General features: G+C 69.8%; 18 protein-coding genes, 1 tRNA gene and 2 pseudogenes. 11 read left to right on the top strand and 10 right to left on the bottom strand.

The features are described from left to right. Positions 1-119 precede the first annotated feature (119 nt). Positions 120-196 (top strand) — tRNA-Lys (locus KN815_RS30720). 61 nt (positions 197-257) lie between these two features. Continuing rightward, positions 258-800 (top strand): PadR family transcriptional regulator, encoded by a 543-nt coding sequence (locus KN815_RS30715; RefSeq protein ID WP_216345134.1) that lies wholly within the window; start codon positions 258-260, stop codon positions 798-800. A gap of 102 nt (positions 801-902) precedes the next feature. Here the strand turns inward: KN815_RS30715 and KN815_RS30710 are convergent, their stop codons facing one another. After that, entirely contained in the window at positions 903-2,240 is a 1,338-nt protein-coding gene (locus KN815_RS30710) for a carotenoid oxygenase family protein (RefSeq protein ID WP_216345133.1), read from the bottom strand. A gap of 59 nt (positions 2,241-2,299) precedes the next feature. Then, on the bottom strand, positions 2,300-2,965 hold the full coding sequence (locus tag KN815_RS30705) for a hypothetical protein (RefSeq protein ID WP_216345132.1): 666 nt from the start codon (positions 2,963-2,965) through the stop codon (positions 2,300-2,302). A 180-nt stretch (positions 2,966-3,145) separates the two neighbouring features. Here KN815_RS30705 and KN815_RS30700 point away from each other — a divergent pair, with 180 nt between their 5' ends. From KN815_RS30700 to KN815_RS30690, 3 genes and pseudogenes are all read left to right on the top strand, one after another. Then, entirely contained in the window at positions 3,146-3,796 is a 651-nt protein-coding gene (locus tag KN815_RS30700) for a TMEM175 family protein (RefSeq protein ID WP_216345131.1), read from the top strand. A gap of 377 nt (positions 3,797-4,173) precedes the next feature. Beyond that, positions 4,174-4,335 (top strand): hypothetical protein, encoded by a 162-nt coding sequence (locus KN815_RS30695; RefSeq protein WP_216345130.1) that lies wholly within the window; start codon positions 4,174-4,176, stop codon positions 4,333-4,335. A 35-nt stretch (positions 4,336-4,370) separates the two neighbouring features. Next, positions 4,371-4,568: pseudogene (locus tag KN815_RS30690) on the top strand (hypothetical protein); the annotation flags it as partial. Positions 4,569-4,758: 190 nt separating this feature from the next. Here KN815_RS30690 and KN815_RS30685 read toward each other — a convergent pair. Both KN815_RS30685 and KN815_RS30680 read right to left on the bottom strand, forming a co-directional pair. Further along, positions 4,759-5,349, bottom strand: coding sequence for a choice-of-anchor C family protein (locus KN815_RS30685; protein ID WP_216345129.1), 591 nt, complete (start codon positions 5,347-5,349; stop codon positions 4,759-4,761). Positions 5,350-5,923: 574 nt separating this feature from the next. Next, the gene (locus KN815_RS30680) at positions 5,924-6,358 is read right to left on the bottom strand and encodes an ATP-binding protein (protein ID WP_216345128.1); all 435 of its coding nucleotides are present in this window, start codon (positions 6,356-6,358) and stop codon (positions 5,924-5,926) included. Between the two features lie 108 nt (positions 6,359-6,466). Here KN815_RS30680 and KN815_RS30675 point away from each other — a divergent pair, with 108 nt between their 5' ends. From KN815_RS30675 to glxA, 5 genes and pseudogenes are all read left to right on the top strand, one after another. Continuing rightward, positions 6,467-7,300 carry a helix-turn-helix domain-containing protein gene (locus tag KN815_RS30675; protein ID WP_216345136.1) on the top strand — a complete coding sequence of 278 codons (834 nt, stop codon included), beginning with the start codon at positions 6,467-6,469 and terminating at the stop codon, positions 7,298-7,300. Continuing rightward, on the top strand, positions 7,297-7,530 hold the full coding sequence (locus KN815_RS30670) for a DUF397 domain-containing protein (RefSeq protein ID WP_216345127.1): 234 nt from the start codon (positions 7,297-7,299) through the stop codon (positions 7,528-7,530). The genes KN815_RS30675 and KN815_RS30670 overlap by 4 nt, the downstream gene beginning before the upstream one ends. Positions 7,531-7,620: 90 nt before the next feature. After that, on the top strand, positions 7,621-8,301 hold the full coding sequence (locus KN815_RS30665) for a FadR/GntR family transcriptional regulator (RefSeq protein WP_216345126.1): 681 nt from the start codon (positions 7,621-7,623) through the stop codon (positions 8,299-8,301). A 14-nt stretch (positions 8,302-8,315) separates the two neighbouring features. Continuing rightward, positions 8,316-8,516: pseudogene (locus tag KN815_RS50845) on the top strand (glycosyl transferase); the annotation flags it as partial. A gap of 3 nt (positions 8,517-8,519) precedes the next feature. Beyond that, on the top strand, positions 8,520-10,469 hold the full coding sequence (gene glxA, locus KN815_RS30660) for a radical copper oxidase GlxA (RefSeq protein ID WP_216345125.1): 1,950 nt from the start codon (positions 8,520-8,522) through the stop codon (positions 10,467-10,469). Positions 10,470-10,504: 35 nt separating this feature from the next. Here the strand turns inward: glxA and KN815_RS30655 are convergent, their stop codons facing one another. From KN815_RS30655 to KN815_RS30640, 4 genes are all read right to left on the bottom strand, one after another. Beyond that, positions 10,505-11,584, bottom strand: coding sequence for a glycoside hydrolase family 6 protein (locus KN815_RS30655; protein WP_216345124.1), 1,080 nt, complete (start codon positions 11,582-11,584; stop codon positions 10,505-10,507). A gap of 243 nt (positions 11,585-11,827) precedes the next feature. Continuing rightward, complete coding sequence (locus tag KN815_RS30650; protein WP_216345123.1) at positions 11,828-12,556, bottom strand: class F sortase; 729 nt, start codon at positions 12,554-12,556, stop codon at positions 11,828-11,830. Positions 12,557-12,561: 5 nt separating this feature from the next. Beyond that, positions 12,562-13,146 (bottom strand): hypothetical protein, encoded by a 585-nt coding sequence (locus tag KN815_RS30645; RefSeq protein ID WP_216345122.1) that lies wholly within the window; start codon positions 13,144-13,146, stop codon positions 12,562-12,564. A gap of 117 nt (positions 13,147-13,263) precedes the next feature. Continuing rightward, positions 13,264-14,046 carry an HAD-IIA family hydrolase gene (locus KN815_RS30640; protein WP_216345121.1) on the bottom strand — a complete coding sequence of 261 codons (783 nt, stop codon included), beginning with the start codon at positions 14,044-14,046 and terminating at the stop codon, positions 13,264-13,266. Positions 14,047-14,256: 210 nt separating this feature from the next. On the opposite strand from KN815_RS30640, the gene KN815_RS30635 reads away from it, so the two are divergent. Further along, positions 14,257-14,445 carry an antitoxin gene (locus tag KN815_RS30635; RefSeq protein WP_211125359.1) on the top strand — a complete coding sequence of 63 codons (189 nt, stop codon included), beginning with the start codon at positions 14,257-14,259 and terminating at the stop codon, positions 14,443-14,445. A 33-nt stretch (positions 14,446-14,478) separates the two neighbouring features. Here KN815_RS30635 and KN815_RS51685 read toward each other — a convergent pair whose 3' ends face one another. After that, positions 14,479-16,149, bottom strand: coding sequence for a hypothetical protein (locus KN815_RS51685; protein ID WP_216345120.1), 1,671 nt, complete (start codon positions 16,147-16,149; stop codon positions 14,479-14,481). Between the two features lie 116 nt (positions 16,150-16,265). After that, positions 16,266-16,979: ROK family protein (locus tag KN815_RS30625; protein WP_253209341.1), on the bottom strand; the 714-nt coding region annotated here is incomplete at its 5' end.

The following is a 16,979-nucleotide window of genomic DNA, read 5'->3' as shown; positions in this document are numbered from 1 at the left end:
GACCAAGTTGAGAGTATCCAGGGCCAATAGTCATGTCCATACCAATGCCGCAAGGCCGCGTCGGGCCTCACGACGTCCCGACCACCGTCCGGGGTCGGGTAGAATTTCCACGTCAGCAGGCGCCGCTAGCTCAGTTGGTTAGAGCAGCTGACTCTTAATCAGCGGGTCCGGGGTTCGAGTCCCTGGCGGCGCACCAGCACCCATATCGCTGACCTGGGCGTCCTCGGCTTCCGAGGACGCCCTTTAGGATTTCGCATATGTCTCTGTCGCACGCACTGCTGGGCCTCCTCGCCATCGAGCCCGCGAGCGGCTACGAACTGAGCAAGGAGTTCGAGCGCGACCTCGGGCGGTACGCCTGGCAGGCCGGCCATACGAGCGTGTACCCCGAGCTGATCCGGATGGCGGAGCAAGGGCTCGTCGAGGTGACGCATGAGGGCGCTCGCCGTAGCCGGACCTACGCGGTCACGGACAAGGGCCGCGAGGAGCTGAGGGAGTGGCTGCTCGCGCCATGGGGGCAGGGCGTGGTGCGCAATGAGCAGGTCCTGCGGCTGTTCCTGCTCGAAGCGCTGGAGCCGGACGAGACCGTCACCGCGCTGCGCGGCCTTGTCGAGCACACCGAGGTGCGCATCTCCGAACTCCGCAGGCTCCGCGAGGAACAGGACGCCGAACCACGACAGGGCCGCGACACCCTCGGTCAGCTCGCCGCCGAGTACGGCCTGCGCCAGTACCAGGCGACTCACGACTGGGCGCTATGGGCCATCGAGCACGTGAACAAGCGCCAAGGACCCGACCCGGCATAGGCATCGCCTCCTCCGAGGGCCACGGCCCCACGGACGGGGGCGCCACGGAATCCGTGGCGCCCCCGTCCGTGCTCCGCCGCCGCGTCCCGGTCGGCGACGCCGTCACTCGTCCGGCAGCCAGTTGCCGTGAAAGCCGAACGGGACGCGGCGGGGAAGGTGGATCGTGGCCACGGGTGGTGCCGCGACGTCCTGGACGTCCAGGATCACCAGGTCGCTCTTGTCGGTGCTCGCGTCGTAGACATAGCTCATCAGCCAGCCGGGGCCGCCCGGAGTGCCGTCGGCCGCGGCGAACGCGGCCTCGCCCGGAATCCGGCCCGCGGCGAATTCATGGCGCGTCGCGGTGCCCGAGTGCAGGTCGTAACGGACCAGATAGGAGCGCGACAGGCCGGTGCCGATACGCGGGCTGTCGGCCACCGTGACGTGCCCGAATCGGGAGTCCCGGCCCGCGAGGCGGTCGTCCACGCGGGGGAACTCACATGGAGTGTCGTCGATCTGGACCTCGGTGACCCTGCCCGCGTCGAGGTCGAGCTCCCAACGCCACAGGGTGGCACTCGTCTCGTCGAAGACCGGGTAGCGGGCCACGTGCATCACGATCCGCCCGCTGTCGCGCCCCTCGTCGTACGCGTTCAGCGCGTGGAACACATAGCACGGCTCGACGGGAAGCCAGCGGACGGCGCCGAACGGGGCATTGCGGCGCAGCACGCCGAGCCGCGCCCCGTACGTCGGGTGCCACTTGTACGGAAGACCCTCGCCGTGGAGAGCCATGTCCTGGTCGAAGAGGACGGGCAGGTCCATGAAGACGACGTAGGAGGTGGTCAGGTGGAAGTCGTGCATCATCGTGTGCGCCGGCACATCGATCGGCCGGCTGACCGTCAGGGCGCCCGACGCGTCCGCCCGGTGGTACGTGAGGAACGGGGGCTTGAAGCCTCCGTATCCGAAGAAGTGGAGCTCGCCGGTGACCGGGCAGGTCTTGGGATGCGCGGTCATCGCGGTGTTGAGACGCCCGCCGAAGTCGTAGGGGCCGACGGTGTCGAGCTCGCGGCCGGGGCGACAGTCGAGTTCGTACGGTAGGGACCCCTCCACCAGGGCAAAGGTGCGCCTCGCGTGCCGCACCACGTGGGTGTTGGCCGAGCCCGCGAGCAAGTCCTCCTCGGGACCGTCGTCGTAGGTATTCCGGCCGTCCGTCAGCTTCGTGGTCCTGACCCAGCGGTTGCGGTACGAGGTCGCCCTGCCGCCCTCGAGACGGACACCGTGCACCATGCCGTCGCCCAGGAACCAGTGGGCGGAGTCGGCGTTCTGGGGGTTGGGCCCGTTCCGCACATACCAGCCGCCGAGCTCCGGGGGAATCGCCCCGGTGACCTCCAGGTCCCGGACGGCCATCTCGTACATCACCGGGGCGTAGTTCTGCGCGAGGTGCGGGACGGGTGTGGTGGTCATCATGATCGGGCTCCTTGAACCGTGGCGTCATTGTCGACGGGGATTTCGGCCACCGCGGGCCGTCACCCCCAGTCGCTGTACCGGCGCGCCCGCCGCCGCTGCCTGCGGGCGCGGATGAGGTCCAGCGGATCGCCCTGACGTCCGTCTGCGTACGGCGTCGCCGGGCCCGCGCCGCCCGGGCGTCCGGGGGCCTCGTCGTCCAGTGGCGGAGGCGCGAACCGCTGCGACACCTGTTCCGGGAACGTCCTGCCGTCCCGCTCCGGGGCGAACGCCATACCGGAGGACATCACGCGCGGGACGAGGACGAGCGCCTGTCCGAGCCGGTTGACGCCCAGCATCAGCAGGATGGTCGCCGAGGACGCCGCCACCTTCGCGTCCACCACGTGGGCGACGGCCATCATCCCCACGCGGGTGACCACCAGCAGGGCCCACAGCCACAGGCCGACCGCCGGCATCCGCGCCCACAGCACCCCGGCGCGCCGCTCCAGCCGGATCGTCGCGCCCTGAGCCGCGCCGATACCGGCGGCCAGCAGCGCTCCGACCACCAGGCACACCACGTCGATGGAGGCCGGATGGCGGCCATTCCGGCTCAGGTCGGCTATGCCGATCACGGTGAGGACCACGGGGAGCAGCATCAGCCGCCGGCCGGTGAGTGCCTCTCCCCGCAATTGGCGCGCGATGAGGGCCACGATGACCGCCACGGCGGCCAAAACCTCGAAGAAGCTCATGCGCTCAAGGTACATGTCAGATTCGACATGTCAAAGTCGACAGATGTTGTTGGAGGAGCACAGCAGAGCAGAGCAGAGCTCGACAGCATGAGGCGACTTGACATGTCAGCTTCGTAGTATGCAGAGTTCCACCGGGCCGCACCCGCGCCCGCACTCGAAATGAATCAGGAGCCGTTGACGGTGAAGCCTCTGCACGGAATCGACATCGAGCGGATACAAGCGTTCTCCGACGCGGTCTTCGCCATCGCCATCACGCTCCTCGCCCTGGAGATCACGGTCCCGGAGCATCTCCCCACGGCCGAACTCGGGCACGCGCTGAGGACGGAGGCACTCCCGGCCACCGCCGGATATCTGCTCAGCTTTGTCGCGGTCGGAGCACTGTGGATCGCGCATCACCGGCTGTTCCGGATGACCAAGGTGGTGGACGGCCCGCTGCTCTACCTGGATCTGGCGCTGATGGCCCTCGTCGCCGCCCTGCCGTTTCCGACGAAGATCGTCACGGAGTACCACAGCAGCGCGATCGCGACCTCGCTGTACGCCGGCACGATCGCCGTGGCCGCGCTGCTGATCGCGGCGATGGCGGCCCGCCTCCTCCGGCGCCCCGGCCTGCGCGGCGCCGACATTCCGCGCACCCTGTTCACCCAGACACTCCAGCACGCGGCGGGTGTCGCACTCGTCTTCGGAAGCTCGGTGCCGGTGGCGGTGATCATCTCGTCCGACGCGGCGGAGTACTGGTGGCTCCTGGCCGTTCCCGTCCGGTATTGCCTCGGGCGGCACCACATCAGCACGAGCAAGCACGCGGCGGTCGCGCCGTCCCACCCCGCACCGTGACCACGGAGACGGTGAACTCGGGGCGCCGGGTCCCTTTATGACGACCCCTCCCCGCATTGCGGACCCCGCCCGCCGAGTCCAGAGATAGTGACCAGCACCACATCTCAACCCTCTGTATACCGAGCTCATTGCACATGAGTCGCTTTGTCCCCCCATTGGGGACGTCCGGCGACGCACCCCGTACCTCCTCCGTGACGACCCTCCGGCGGGAGGTCCGACTCCGCTCCCCAGGCTTGTCCAGACCTCTTGTCCAAGGCCATGACCAGTGCATATGTTCCGTGCCACACAGCGCGGAAAGCGCTTGTTCCGCGTCCGAGCCCTGGGGAGAGGCCCCGGCGATCTCCGCTTTCAGCAGCCTTTACGGGAGGGGTATGTCCATGTCCACGATCCTCAGATCCACCGTCGGTGCCGCCCTCGCCTCCGCCGCGGCGGCCGTGCTCACCCTCACCGCGCCCCAGGCGTCGGCCGCCGAGCGCCCCGCGGCGCCCAGCGTCAAGGTGGCGCCGACCGCCGCCGCCGCGACCTTCGCGTGCAACTGACCCCCGTCAACCGGCGCTGAAGGAGACGTCATCAGGGCGTCACCGTCCGCATCGGCGCACCGGAGGCCGTACTGGTCCATGTGATCGGCCGGTTCCACTACGAGATCGACGAGCTGCGCAAGGGCGATGTGGTGGGCTGGCGCAGCCCCGGCACGGTCCGCAAGGGGCTGCCGGAGGGCAACCAGGCGTCCGGTACGGCGGTCCGGATCCGCCACGCCGGGCAGCGGGGCGGGTGCCCCCGTGGACGTCCTGGCGCCGAAGCGTCGTAAGGCGGCGGCGGCCTTGGCCCGTAGCCAGCGCGCGGCGGCCTGACGACGTTCCGAAGTTCTACGAAGGACCGGGGAGCCCTCGGCGCGTGGGGCGCCGAGGGCTCCCTTTCGCGATCAGTCGCAATCGGTCGCGATCAGCCGCGATCAGCCGCGATCAGCCGCAGGGGGGACAGGGCGTGCAGTCCCGGACCATGACGTCGTCGATGACCGGCCCGTAGGCACTGCCGTTGGTGCTGGCGAACGCCAGCGTCGTGGAGGTGCCGCGCGCCACGAAGGTCACCTCCCGGGTCACATAGCCCATGTTCGCGAACGTCTTGCCCGTGACGTCGAAGCTGAAGTCCTGGAAGTTCTGCCCGTCCACCAGCACCTTCCCGGTCCGCACCGTCGGGCCTCCCGCCGGATTACCGGCCAGGGAGTACGTCACCGAGTACCGCTTCCCCGGGACCGTGGTGAAGGTCTGCTCCACCGTCCCGGCACCCCCACCGTTGAGGTCCACGGACTGGCCGCCCTCGGCCGCCTGCCAGAAGTCGTCCCCGATATGGTCCACGTCTCCGGCCGTGACCTTCCACGGCCCGATCGACGCACCCGTCCCCAGATTCACGAACGTGTTGGCCGCCACCGTGGGCGTCTCGAAGCTGCCGTCGTCGAAACGGCTGACGGCGGCGGCCGTCGCGGGGCCGGTCCCCATACCGGCCAGCACCCCGGCGACGGCGACCGATAAGACAAAGATGCGAATAGGCGACATGTTCCCCTCCAGTGCGACACATTCGGCAATGCACCGAATTGATGGCGCAGCAGAATCTTCCGCAGCGGAGGCACCCACGCCAGAGCCGGACCCCCGGCGCACCGGGGCGCGCATCGGGGCGGACGCGGCGGGTGCGCCGGTCCATCGCGCCGGTCGCCCCTCGGGGAGGGGGGTGTTGGGTTGCGCGGTTCGGTCGGGTGCGGCGCCGTCTCGCGCCTTCGGCGCAATTGAGCAGCGGGGCAGGGGGGTGGGGGGGGCGGGGCCGCGTCGCCGGGCGCCGGGCGGCCAGGGGTGGCCGCCGGTGGCGGCTACGGTCTTCCGGGGCGGGGGCCGTTGCCGGACCGCCTGCCAGAGGGGGGTGGGGTACCCCTCTCGAAACTGTTTGACAAGTTAGTTGCTTCAGATCAAGCGTTTTTAGGGGGGGGGGTACCCGGAGGGGCCGCTCAAGCCGGGCGACCCGCAGCCCGGATCGGTCCGAGCCCCCACACCGCCGAGCCGCCACGGCATCGGCCCCCACCGGCCCGGCGGCCGGCGGCGAGGCCCCGGCCCCCATCCCCCGGACCCATGCTCAAAGTCACCTCGCCTCGGTGATCCGCGCCCATACGGTCTTGCCCGGCCCCCTTCGCTCCCTGACGCCCCAGCGGTCCGCCACCGCCTCGACCAGCATCAGCCCCCGCCCCTCCTCGTCGTCCGACGAGGGCGCCTTCGGCACGGGGCACTTCTCGTGGGTGTCGCTCACCTCGATCTCCAGGACGCCGCCCCGCTCGTCGTACGCCAGCCGTACCGCGAAGTCCCGTCCCGGTACGCGCCCATGGAGCACCGCGTTGGCCGAGAGCTCGGCCACGACCAGGATCGCCGCGTCGTAACCGCCCACCCCCGGGGCGAACCCCCACGCGGTGAGCTGGTGGACGGTCAGCAGCCGGGCGAGCCGGGCGCCGCGCCGGGTGGCGGAGAATCGCTGCGCGAACGTACGTACGGTGACGGGGACTTGGCCCTGTGGTGCGGTCATGGCGGAAGCGTCCCGGCCGGGCGGCGCCCTCTGCCAGGCACGACACCCACCCAGTTTCGCTTGTACCAGTTCACCGCCTGGACCGGACCGGTCACCGCCCGTGACGATATGAGGATGACAAAAGACAGCGAACCGGAAACGTCGGAGAGCCTCAAGACCTTTGGCGCGGTCCTGAAGGCGCTACGGGACGAGGCGGGGCTGACGCAGGAGCAGTTCGCCCCACGAGTCCGGTACTCGGCGACGTACGTCGCGAAGATGGAACAAGGCAGGCGCTTCCCGCCGAAGGAGCTGGTCCCGCGCGCGGAGGAGGTCCTGGGCGCCCCCGCCGCCCGCGTCCTGGGCGCGGCGTACCGCACGCTGACAAGGAAGGTGGGCCTGGCGTCGTGGTTCTTACGGTGGGCGGGGATCGAGGAGGAGGCGGTTACGCTCCTCGCTTATGAGTGCCGGGTAGTACCGGGGCTGCTTCAGCCCGAACCGTATATCCGCGCGATCTTCGAGCGGCGCATACCGCATCATGCCGAGGAGCAGATCGAGCAGGGCGTCGCTGCCCGTCTGGCCAGGCAACGACTGTTCGCTGAACGACCTCACACCTCGTTCTGCTTCATCATCGAGCAGGCCCTGCTGGAGCGGTACTTCGGGGGATCCGAGGTCACCAAGGCGCTTCTCGATCACCTCCTTGAAGCGCAGCAACGCCGCAATGTGGAGATCCAAGTCATGCCGCTGCGGCAGGAGGACCACTTCGGGTTCGAGGGACCCATGTACCTCGCCGAAACGTTTGACAACCAGTGGGTCGGCTACGTCGAAGGCCAGGAGAACAGCCTGCTGATCACGGACCCCAAGGACGCCAGTGCGATGCTTCGGCGCTATGGCAAACTGCGCTCACAGGCTCTGAGCCCTCAGGCCACAACGAGCCTGCTGGAGCAGATGCGAGGAGCGCTATGAGCGGCACGACCGAACTCGACTGGTTCAAGAGCAGCTACAGCGGAGGCGGAGGCGACAACTGCGTCGAGGTCGCGTTCACCAAGAGCAGCTACAGCGGAAGCGGGGGCGGCGACTGCGTCGAGGTGGCCATACGCACCGGGGCCGTGCTCATCCGCGATTCCAAAACCCCCCAGGGGGGTCGGCTCACCGTCTCCCCCGAAGCCTGGGCCGCCTTCATCGCGCACATCTGACCTGCTCGCGCCGCCGCCGCTAAGCTGTTCGGATCGGAGGTGGCGGTGGCGGCGCACTCGAGTTCGCATTCGCGTTCCCATTCGCGGGGGATGACGAACGACATCCAGGAACGCATCAAGCGGCTGATCATCGACCAGCGGCTGCGCTCGGGTGCTCCGCTGCCCACCGAGACCGAGCTGATGGAGCTGCTCGGCGTCAGCCGTAACTCCGTGCGCGAGGCGCTCAAGGCGCTCCAGGCGATGGGGCTGGTGGAGATCCGGCACGGCTTCGGGACATACGTCGGCCCCATGTCGATGGCGCCGATGATCGAGGGGCTGATCTTCCGTACCGTCGCCGGGCACTACCGGGGCGAGGACAGCCTGCTCGAACTCCTCGAGCTGCGCGAGGCCGTCGAGACCGGGCTGATCGCCCGGCTGGCAGGCCGCATCCCGGAGGCGGACCTCGCCGAGCTGGACGCGGTGGTGCGGCGGATGGAGGCGGAGGCGGCGGAGGGCTCGGTGCGGGCCGAGACAGACCGGGCGTTTCACGCCGCGCTCTACGGGAGCCTGGACAACTCGCTGCTGAGCGAGGTGCTGGAGGCGTTCTGGGACGCCTTCCACCGGGTGCGCACCGACCTCGTGGACGTGCCCACCGATCCGAAGGTCACCTGCAAGCAGCACCGGGAGATCCTGGAGTCGGTGCGCTCAGGGGACGCCCTGCGGGCCGAGGGCGCGATCCGCGACCACTTCGGGAACATCCGCATTCGACTGCGTTCGGCGCATCGCGAGTAGGCCGATTTCCAGCCGGGAGTGGACGCCCCCATCTTTTCTTCCTGGCGGTCTTCGGCGGGTCGCTCGCCTCTTCCTTCTACTTCGGCCACAGTCATCCAGCGATGACCGTTTGGGCATCAATTGCCCTGGCTGTCACAGCCGCGCCGATCATCGCCTGGCGGTGGACCGTCCGCCAGGAGAAACGGAACCCGCAGCCCGCCCTTGGGGGACGATAAGAAGTGAAGTACCGACCGAGTCGCCGCACCCGTCGCTTCGGGATCGGTGCGGCGGCGATCACCGTACTGGCCGGGATGAACGGCCCGGCTCTCTACCGTTTCAGCTCGGACAAGTACCACGCGTACAAAATCAACCAACCGGAGTACAAGGCGGAGAACGGCCACTGGGATGTGGTCGACGTCCCCGAGCAATACCGGATCAATACGATCCATGCCGCCCTGCTGCATACGGGCAAGGTGCTGCTGGTGGCCGGCTCCGGGAACAACGCCAAGAACTTCGCCGCCAAATCCTTCCGCAGCGTCCTGTGGGATCCGGAGAAGAACACCTTCACCAACATTCCGACCCCCAAGGACCTCTTCTGCTCCGGGCACTCTCAGCTTCCGGACGGAAAGCTCCTGGTGGCGGGCGGCACCCAGCGCTACGAGAAGCTCAAGGGCGATGTCGAGAAGGCGGGCGGACTGATGTTCGTCCACAACGAGGACCCCGACAAGCCCAGGACCTTCCCCGCCGGGACCCGCTTCACCGGGAAGGAGAGCGGCAAGACCTTCGTGTCCAAGGACCCGCTTCTCGTTCCGCGCGCGACGAAGAAAACGAACAAGAAGACCAAGAAGGTCACCGTCAGCGCGAGCACGGCGCGGGTCTATGTGGAGGCACTGCGCAAGGGCAGGAAGCACCAGACCGGCACCGAGGACAATTACCGGATCGCCGGACTGAAGGGCAAGGACCGGCAGAACTTCTATGGCATCGCGCAGAAGCTGTCGTTCGACAAGAAGGACTTCCAGGGCATCAAGCAGGCGTATGAGTTCGACCCGGTGGCCGAGCGGTACATCCCGGTCGATCCGATGAACGAGGCCCGCTGGTACCCGACCCTGACCGGCCTCCAGGACGGCAAGGTGCTGGCGGTCTCCGGGCTCGACGAGATCGGCCAGGTGGTCCCGGGGAAGAACGAGATCTACGACCCCAAGACCAAGAAGTGGAAGTACCTGCCCAAGAAGCGCTTCTTCCCGACGTATCCCGCGCTGTTCCTGACCGGCAAGGGCCGGATCTTCTACACCGGCTCGAATGCCGGATACGGCCCGGACGACAAGGGCCGCACCCCCGGCATCTGGGATCTGAAGAGCAATCGGTTCGACGTGGTCCCGGGCATCAGCGACCCGGACGCCCTGGAGACCTCGATGTCCGTACTGCTGCCGCCCGCACAGGACCAGCGGTACATGGTGCTGGGCGGAGGCGGGGTCGGCGAGGACACCAAGTCCACGGCGAAGACCCGGATCGCCGATCTGCGAGCCGATAACCCGCGCTTCAGGAACGGGCCGGATCTCTATGCGAAGGCGCGCTATCCGAGCAGTGTGATCCTGCCCGATGACACCGTCCTGACCACCAACGGCTCGGGCGACTACCGGGGCCGCGGCGACACCAACGTGCTCAAGGCCGAGCTGTACACCCCGAAGTCCAACACCGCGCGCTCGGTGGCCGATCCGCTGGTGGGCCGCAACTACCACTCGGGGGCGCTGCTCCTGCCGGACGGCCGGGTCATGACCTTCGGCTCGGACTCGCTCTTCGCCGACAAGGCCAACACCAAGCCGGGCGAGTTCCAGCAGCAGATCGACCTCTACACCCCGCCGTATCTCTTCCGCGACTCCCGTCCGAAGCTCACCGGCACCGCGCCCAGGACGGTCAAGCCGGGCGCGAAGACCACGTACCGGACCGCGCACGCATCGGCGATCACCAAGATGCGGCTGATCCGGCCCGGGTCCTTCACCCATGTGACCAATGTCGAGCAGCGGTCGATCGCGCTCGACTTCACGCGGACGAGGGACGGGGTGACGGTGACGCTGCCGAAGGACGCGTCGCTGGTGCCGCCGGGGTGGTACATGCTCAACGCGGTGGACGACCAGGGCACACCGTCGAAGGCGGTGTGGGTAAAGGTGCCGGCACCGAAGAAAAAGTGACGGCGGGCCGACCGTCCCAGCCGTCCTGACCCGTTCTAGCTGTCCTTACGATGGGCGTTACGGGCGAGATCGAGCGCGTACCGGGGCCACCACCGACCCGCGGTGGGACCGCCCTTGCAGGTGCCGTCCGACTCGCCCGGACGCTTGATCCACAGATAGGCGTCGACCAGCTTGTCCCCGGTGTCGGTGGTCGGCCGCTCGCCCAGCGCCCGGCCCTTCGGATTGCACCACGCCTGCGGGTCGTTCTTACCGGGGGCCGGGCCATTGCCGTTACGGCTGGTGTCGATCACGAAGGGCTTGCCGCCGGTCAGCGCGGACAGCCTCTTGCCGTACGCCCTGTTCTCCTGGGTCGTCTGGTAGTTGGAGGTGTTCAGCGCGAAGCCGTCGGCCTTACGGATACCGGCCCGCCTCAGCGGCTCGACCATCCGGCGCGGGTCCTTGATCCAGTGGGGGTTTCCGGCGTCCAGATAGACCTTGGTACGCGGCAGCCCCTTGAGCTTGTCCACAGCACCGGTCAGTAAGTCGTACCGCTCCTCGTGGAACCGCTTGGGCGTACAGCCGTCCACCACATGCGGCAACGCGTCGGGCTCCACGATGACCGTCGCCCGCCGGTTGCCGATCCCCCGGACCGCCTTGTCCAGCCAGGCGCGATAGGCGTTGCCATCGGCGGCGCCGCCCTTGGAGTACTGCCCGCAGTCGCGGTGCGGGATGTTGTAGAAGACCAGCAGCGCGTCCCGGTTGACCTGACCCGCGGCCGCGGTGAACCCCCGCGCCTGCCCCTCCGGATCATCCACCCCGAGCCACTCGGCGACGGGCTGTTCGGCGATCTTCTGTATCAGCCTGGCCTCGCCGTCCGCCCCCCTCTTCCGATACGCCGCCACCTGCCGTGCGGCGCTGCCATCCGGATTCACCCAGTAGGGAATCGTGGCCTTGGGCCGCTGCTTCGCCTGCCCGGCGACGGAAGCATGATCGCTGTCCCCCTTCGAGGCCCCGAAGCACCCGGAGAGCAACACACACGAGAGCAGCGCCCCGGCGCCGGAGAGAGCGCGAGTGCGGATGCGGATGCGGATGGCACGGGCAACGTGACGCGAACGGCCGGTGCAACTGCCGTACATCCACTCCCCCTTGGGCGCACGCTCAGGGGAACAGGCGGTAATCCCCCGGCAGGACAAGACCGGTCGAATCAATCCTTACACACCGCCCCGAACCACCGCGGCCTCATCCACAACCCACCCAGTTTTTCGCCCGTACGCCATGACGCGAACGCACTCGGCGTGCGGGGCGGAACCCGGAGGGGGCGCGGGGGCGCAGCCCCGGGTGGGGGCGCGGGGCACAGCCCCGAGCTCCGGGGCGCAGCCCTAGTGCGCATTGCGGCTTCCCGCCGACACACCGTGGGCGGAGCCCGTCGTGCCGGTCAGGTAGGCCGAGACGACGACGTTCGCCGTATACGTACGCGTCGAGCGGTCGAACTTCCCTCCGCAGGTGATCAGCCGCAGCTCCGCACGGTCATGGGACCGCGACCCGTACACCCGTCGCGCGTCGAAGTGCTTCTCCGGCACCACCTCGACGTCCTCGACCGTGAACTCCGCCGTCGTACCGTCCGATCGCCCGACCCGCACCCGCTCCCCCCGCTTGAGGTCGCTCAGTCCGTGGAAGACCGCCGGTTTGCTCTTCGTATCCAGGTGGCCGACCAGCAGCGCGGCGCCCGGGGAGCCGGGCTCGGGGCCGGCGCGGTACCAGCCGACCGTGCCGGGGCGGCTGACGGACGGGGGCTGCACGGCTCCGTCGCGGTCGAGGCCGCTGGCGACGATGGGGGCGCGGACCCCCGCCGCCTCGATCACGACCCGCTTCGGGCGGGCGGACGCCAGGGGCGCGTGGGCCGGGGGCAGCGGATGGGTGGGCGGCCGTCCGACCGCGGCCACGTCCCCGGTCATCGGCGCCGGACCGCCCGTTCCCTCCGTGGTGTCCCGGCCCCACATCCAGAGGCCGAGCAGCAGCGCCACCCAGGCCACCCCGGTGGCCAGCCGTCCGAGGCCGGAGAAGCGATTCCCGTCCACGTTCCCGTCCATCTCGGTGTCCAAGTCCATGGCGATCAGCCCGCCGTACCGGAGGGATGGCGGCGGCGGTGGACCGCGAGGCCGCCGACGGCCAGGGCCGTACCGCCCGAGAGCACCAGGCCGTACGCCTCCGCACCGCCGATGTCATCGCGTGCCCGGGTCTCGTCGGGCGCGGTGCCGCCTCCGCCCGCGCGGACGGGGGCGACGGGCGAGGGCGGGCGTTCCACGGCGAGGGAGACCCCGCCCATGTCGCCCATGGCGCCCTTACCGTCCTCACGGCCCCCGAGGCCCTCGCGCGCAGGGGCGTCCGCGCAGTCCACGGTGACCCGGTGCGCCCCCTTGGTCGCCGTCGAGCGGATCGTCGCCTCGCTGAAGAGCGCGTCCCCCTCGGGCGTCAGCTCCGCGTCGTCCACGAACACCGGTGACGAGGCCGTGGCCTCCCGGTCGGGGCAGCCGAAGGCCCAGACCTCGACCTCGGCGCCGGGCGCGAGGGCGTGTGGACTGATCCGGATCGTGGTGGTCGCGGAGTGGCGCTGGTCGGCGAGGGCCGGAGCGGCGGCCGTCACCGCCGCGACGGCGGCGCATGCTGCGGTACAGAGAGTGAGTGCGACGATGCGCATGGTGAGAACCTCCCGATACCAAGAGGCTCACGCGCCCGGCAGGGGCCCGCATCCGCTGCGGGCGCCTGCTGCGCCATCCGGGGGTTCCCGGCCGGTCGGGCAGGGTCCCTCGCCGGGTCAGGCGATGCGTTCCACGAGGTCCGCGATGGAGTCGACGACCGTGGACGGGCGGTACGGGTACCGGTCCACCTCTGCCGCCTTGGTCACCCCGGTGAGCACCAGGAAGGTCTCCATCCCGGCCTCGAGTCCGGCCCGGACATCCGTGTCCATCCGGTCGCCGATCATCGCGCTGGACTCGGAGTGGGCACCGATCGCGTTCAGCCCGGAACGCATCATCAGCGGATTGGGCTTGCCGACGAAGTACGGCTTCTGGCCGGTGGCCTTGGTGATCAGCGCGGCCACGGAGCCGGTGGCGGGCAGCGCACCCTCCGCGGAGGGGCCGATCTCATCGGGGTTGGTGGCGATGAACCGCGCACCGTCGTTGATCAGCCGGATGGCCTTGGTGAGCGCCTCGAAGCTGTACGTACGGGTCTCGCCGAGCACCACATAGTCCGGCTCGACATCCGTAAGGACGTAGCCGATGTCGTGCAGTGCGGCGGTCAGCCCCGCCTCCCCGATCACATACGCGGTGCCGCCGGGGCGCTGCTCGTCCAGGAACTGGGCGCTGGCCAGCGCCGACGTCCAGATGTTGGCCACCGGGACGTCCAGCCCGATCCGGGACAGCCGGGCGTGGAGGTCGCGCGGGGTGTAGATGGAGTTGTTGGTGAGCACCAGGAAGGGCGTGCCGGACTCGCGCAGCCGCTTGACGAAGGCATCGGCACCCGGCACCGGTATGCCCTCGTGCATCAGGACGCCGTCCATGTCGGTGAGCCATGACTCGATCGGCTTGCGCTCTGCCACTGGTTGCTCTCCGCTCGGAATCGACCTTTGGCGACGACCTCAGCCTAACCGGGGAAAGCCCTGGGGAGACCGCCCCGTGTCCGGGAGCACAATGCGTTCGCCGTCCGTTCGCGCCCTGTCCCAGCGCGACAGATCCGCACAGGTGTCTGATCCTGAGGAGGGGCGGATTCCGCCCCTCCCTGGAACGAGCCGGACCGTAAGGAGGCCGCGATGGGCATGATGGACAAGCTCAAGGGCGCGATCAGCAAGAACCCCGACAAGGCTCGGAAGGGCACTCGTAAGGGGGCCGAGGCCGCTGACAAGAAGACGGGCGGCAAGTACTCGGAGCAGATCCAGTCCGGCTCGGACAAGATCGACGACGAGCTGCGCCGCCGGGGCGAGGGGCCCCGGGGCCAGTAGCTCGACATCGGGGACATCGGGGACATCGGGGCTTCAGATCCCCGAGCGCCGGGACTTCACCACGAGGACGGTGCCACAGGTCACGAGCGCGGCGCTGATGACGCCGAGCCCCGCGAGCAGGGCGGTATGACGGCCCGTCGCGGCGAGTTCGGGCATCCGCTCGCGCTCGTGGCCGCCGTCCTGCTCATGGCGTCCGTCGGCGCCGGTGCCGGTGCCGGGGTCGGCTTGGGACTCGCGTCCGGGGTCGGTCTCGGTTCCGGGGTCGGTGCCCGGGTCCGTTTCAGCGCCGGGGTCGGTCTCGGTGCCCAGGTCGGATTCGGCGCTGGGGTCGTCGGCCTCGGTCTCCGTGCCCAGCTCGGTGTCGGTGCCCAGGTCGGTGCCGGTACCGAGGTCGCTGTCCGCGTCGAGGCCCTCGTCTAGGTCGGTACCGGTACCGACCTCGGCGTCGGCGTCCGCCTCAGTGTCCGTACCTGCCTCGGTGTCGGTACCGGTGTCGGCATCAGCGCTCGCGTCCGCGCCGAGGTCCGCGTCGGCGTCCATGTCGGTGTCGGTGTCGGTGCCGGCATCCGCACCCGGCTCGGTATCGGTACCCAGCTCGGTATCGGTACCCGTATCCGTATCCGTATCGGCGTCCGCTCCGGTCCCCGCGTCCGTTCCGGCACTGGGATCGGTGTCCACGTCGGCATCAGCGTCGCTGTCGGCGCGGGGCGGCACCGCGGCCGGATGGCTCTCCTTATGGCTCACGCCGGGGCTCGGTGTCCGGCTCGACTCGGCGGCGGGCCGGGTCTTCTCGGGCGTTCGCGTCGGAGCGGCCGTGGGGCTCTTGGAGCGGGTGGTCGGCTGCGGCGCGGGCTTCGTCTCGGTGGCTCCGTCGGTAGCGGCTCCGGCGTCGACACCGGCGTCCGTCTCCCTGCCCCTGACGGCACCCGTAGCCGCCCTCGTCCGCGGTCCGGTACTCGTCTGGGCCTCGGCCCCCGTCCCGGACTCCGTGCCCGTCCCGGACTCCGTGCCCGTCCCGGACTCCGTGCCCGTCCCGGACTCCGTGCCCGTCCCGGCACCCGCACTCGCACCCGCACTCGCACCCGTGCCCAAACCGCCCGCCCCCGTCGTCGCCGCCGGGCCGATGCGGAATTCGTAGTCGTTCGACTGCCCCACCCAGTCGCCGTCGTCCGCGCGCCGCTGTACGGCGATGGCGTTGGCCGTCACCGGCCCCTCGGGCGCGTCCTCGGTGAAACGCGTGCGCACCTGCACATCGACGGTCTTGTGCGCGGGCACGGTGAAACCCTTGAAATGGCTGTTGTCGAAGACCCCGATGTTCTCGTCCTCGTCCGTCGTCTGGAAGGGGACGGCCCGCCAGGTGGCGCCGCCCTCCGCGGACGGGTCCAGGAACTCGAAACCAATATGCCGGGGCCGCAGTTCACGGGCCTGGTCGACCAGAACGGCGATGGGGTGGATGGCACGGCAGCCAGTGTCCGTGGCGTTGCGCAGTTCGAGGTGCCAGCCGCGCCAGCCGCCGCCCCGGGCGTACTGATCCGGCCCATCGCGCAGATGGGCCTCGATCGGGAAGTCGGAGGCGTTCCGGCCCCCGCAGGCGGCGGAGTCGGCCTCGGCGGCGTACACCGGGATTCCATAGAGGGCGGGGGCGAACGCGAGCGCGGCCGCCGGAAGGACAGCTCGTAGGGACAGTGCGGTGGGCAAGCGCATGAGTGACCTCTGCTGTGCGGGGTTTCCCCGAGCACTGCGCTACATTCCGCGTCCGCACGCCGACACACCGCACCAGGCCCGGATTGCCCCCGACTGGCGGTCAGGATCCCCCTCGATCAGCCCAGTGCGAACAGCGGTGCGAGTACGAGCCGGGCGGCGCCCTCGACCACGGCCCGCCCGCCCCGCTGTACGACGTCCACGGGCACGGGGAGGCGACTGGCGCGGGCGGAGTCCTCGGCGATCATCGTGGCCACACCGTGAACGTAGGGCTCGGGATCGGCGAGCACCACCCGGCCGCCCAGCAGCACCCGGTCGATGTCGAGGAGCCGTACGAGGTTGGCCGCGCCGACGCCGAGCAGCCGCGCCGCGTCCGTATGGTCGTCGCGCGCGACGGCGGCGAGGCACAGCGCCTCCAGGCAGCCGCGGTTGCCGCATTCGCAGGGCGGCCCGTCGAGCTGGATCACCTGATGCCCGAACTCCCCCGCGTCGGTCCGCGCCCCCCGGTACACCTCTCCGCCGAGCATCAGACCGGCGCCGAGCCCCGTGCCCAGATGGAGATACGCGGCCGATGCGGCGGTCCCGGTGGTCACCAGCCCGAGCGCCGCGGCGTTGGTGTCCTTGTCGAGGACGACGGGCAGGGCGAGCCGCTCGGCGAGCGCGTCGCGCAGCGGGAAGCCGTCCCACTGGGGGAAGCCGGTGACGCGGTGCAGTACGCCCGAGCCGTGGTCGAGCGGTCCGGGCGTGGCGACGCCGACGCCCAGCAGCCCACCGAACAGCCCGCCGCCAGTCGCGCCACCCGCCACGCCGCGAGTCGCGCCGCCGGTCGCCCC

The organism is Streptomyces niphimycinicus, assembly GCF_018883605.1.
Classification (GTDB): domain Bacteria; phylum Actinomycetota; class Actinomycetes; order Streptomycetales; family Streptomycetaceae; genus Streptomyces; species Streptomyces niphimycinicus.
This window is presented reverse-complemented; position numbering and strand designations above follow the sequence as displayed.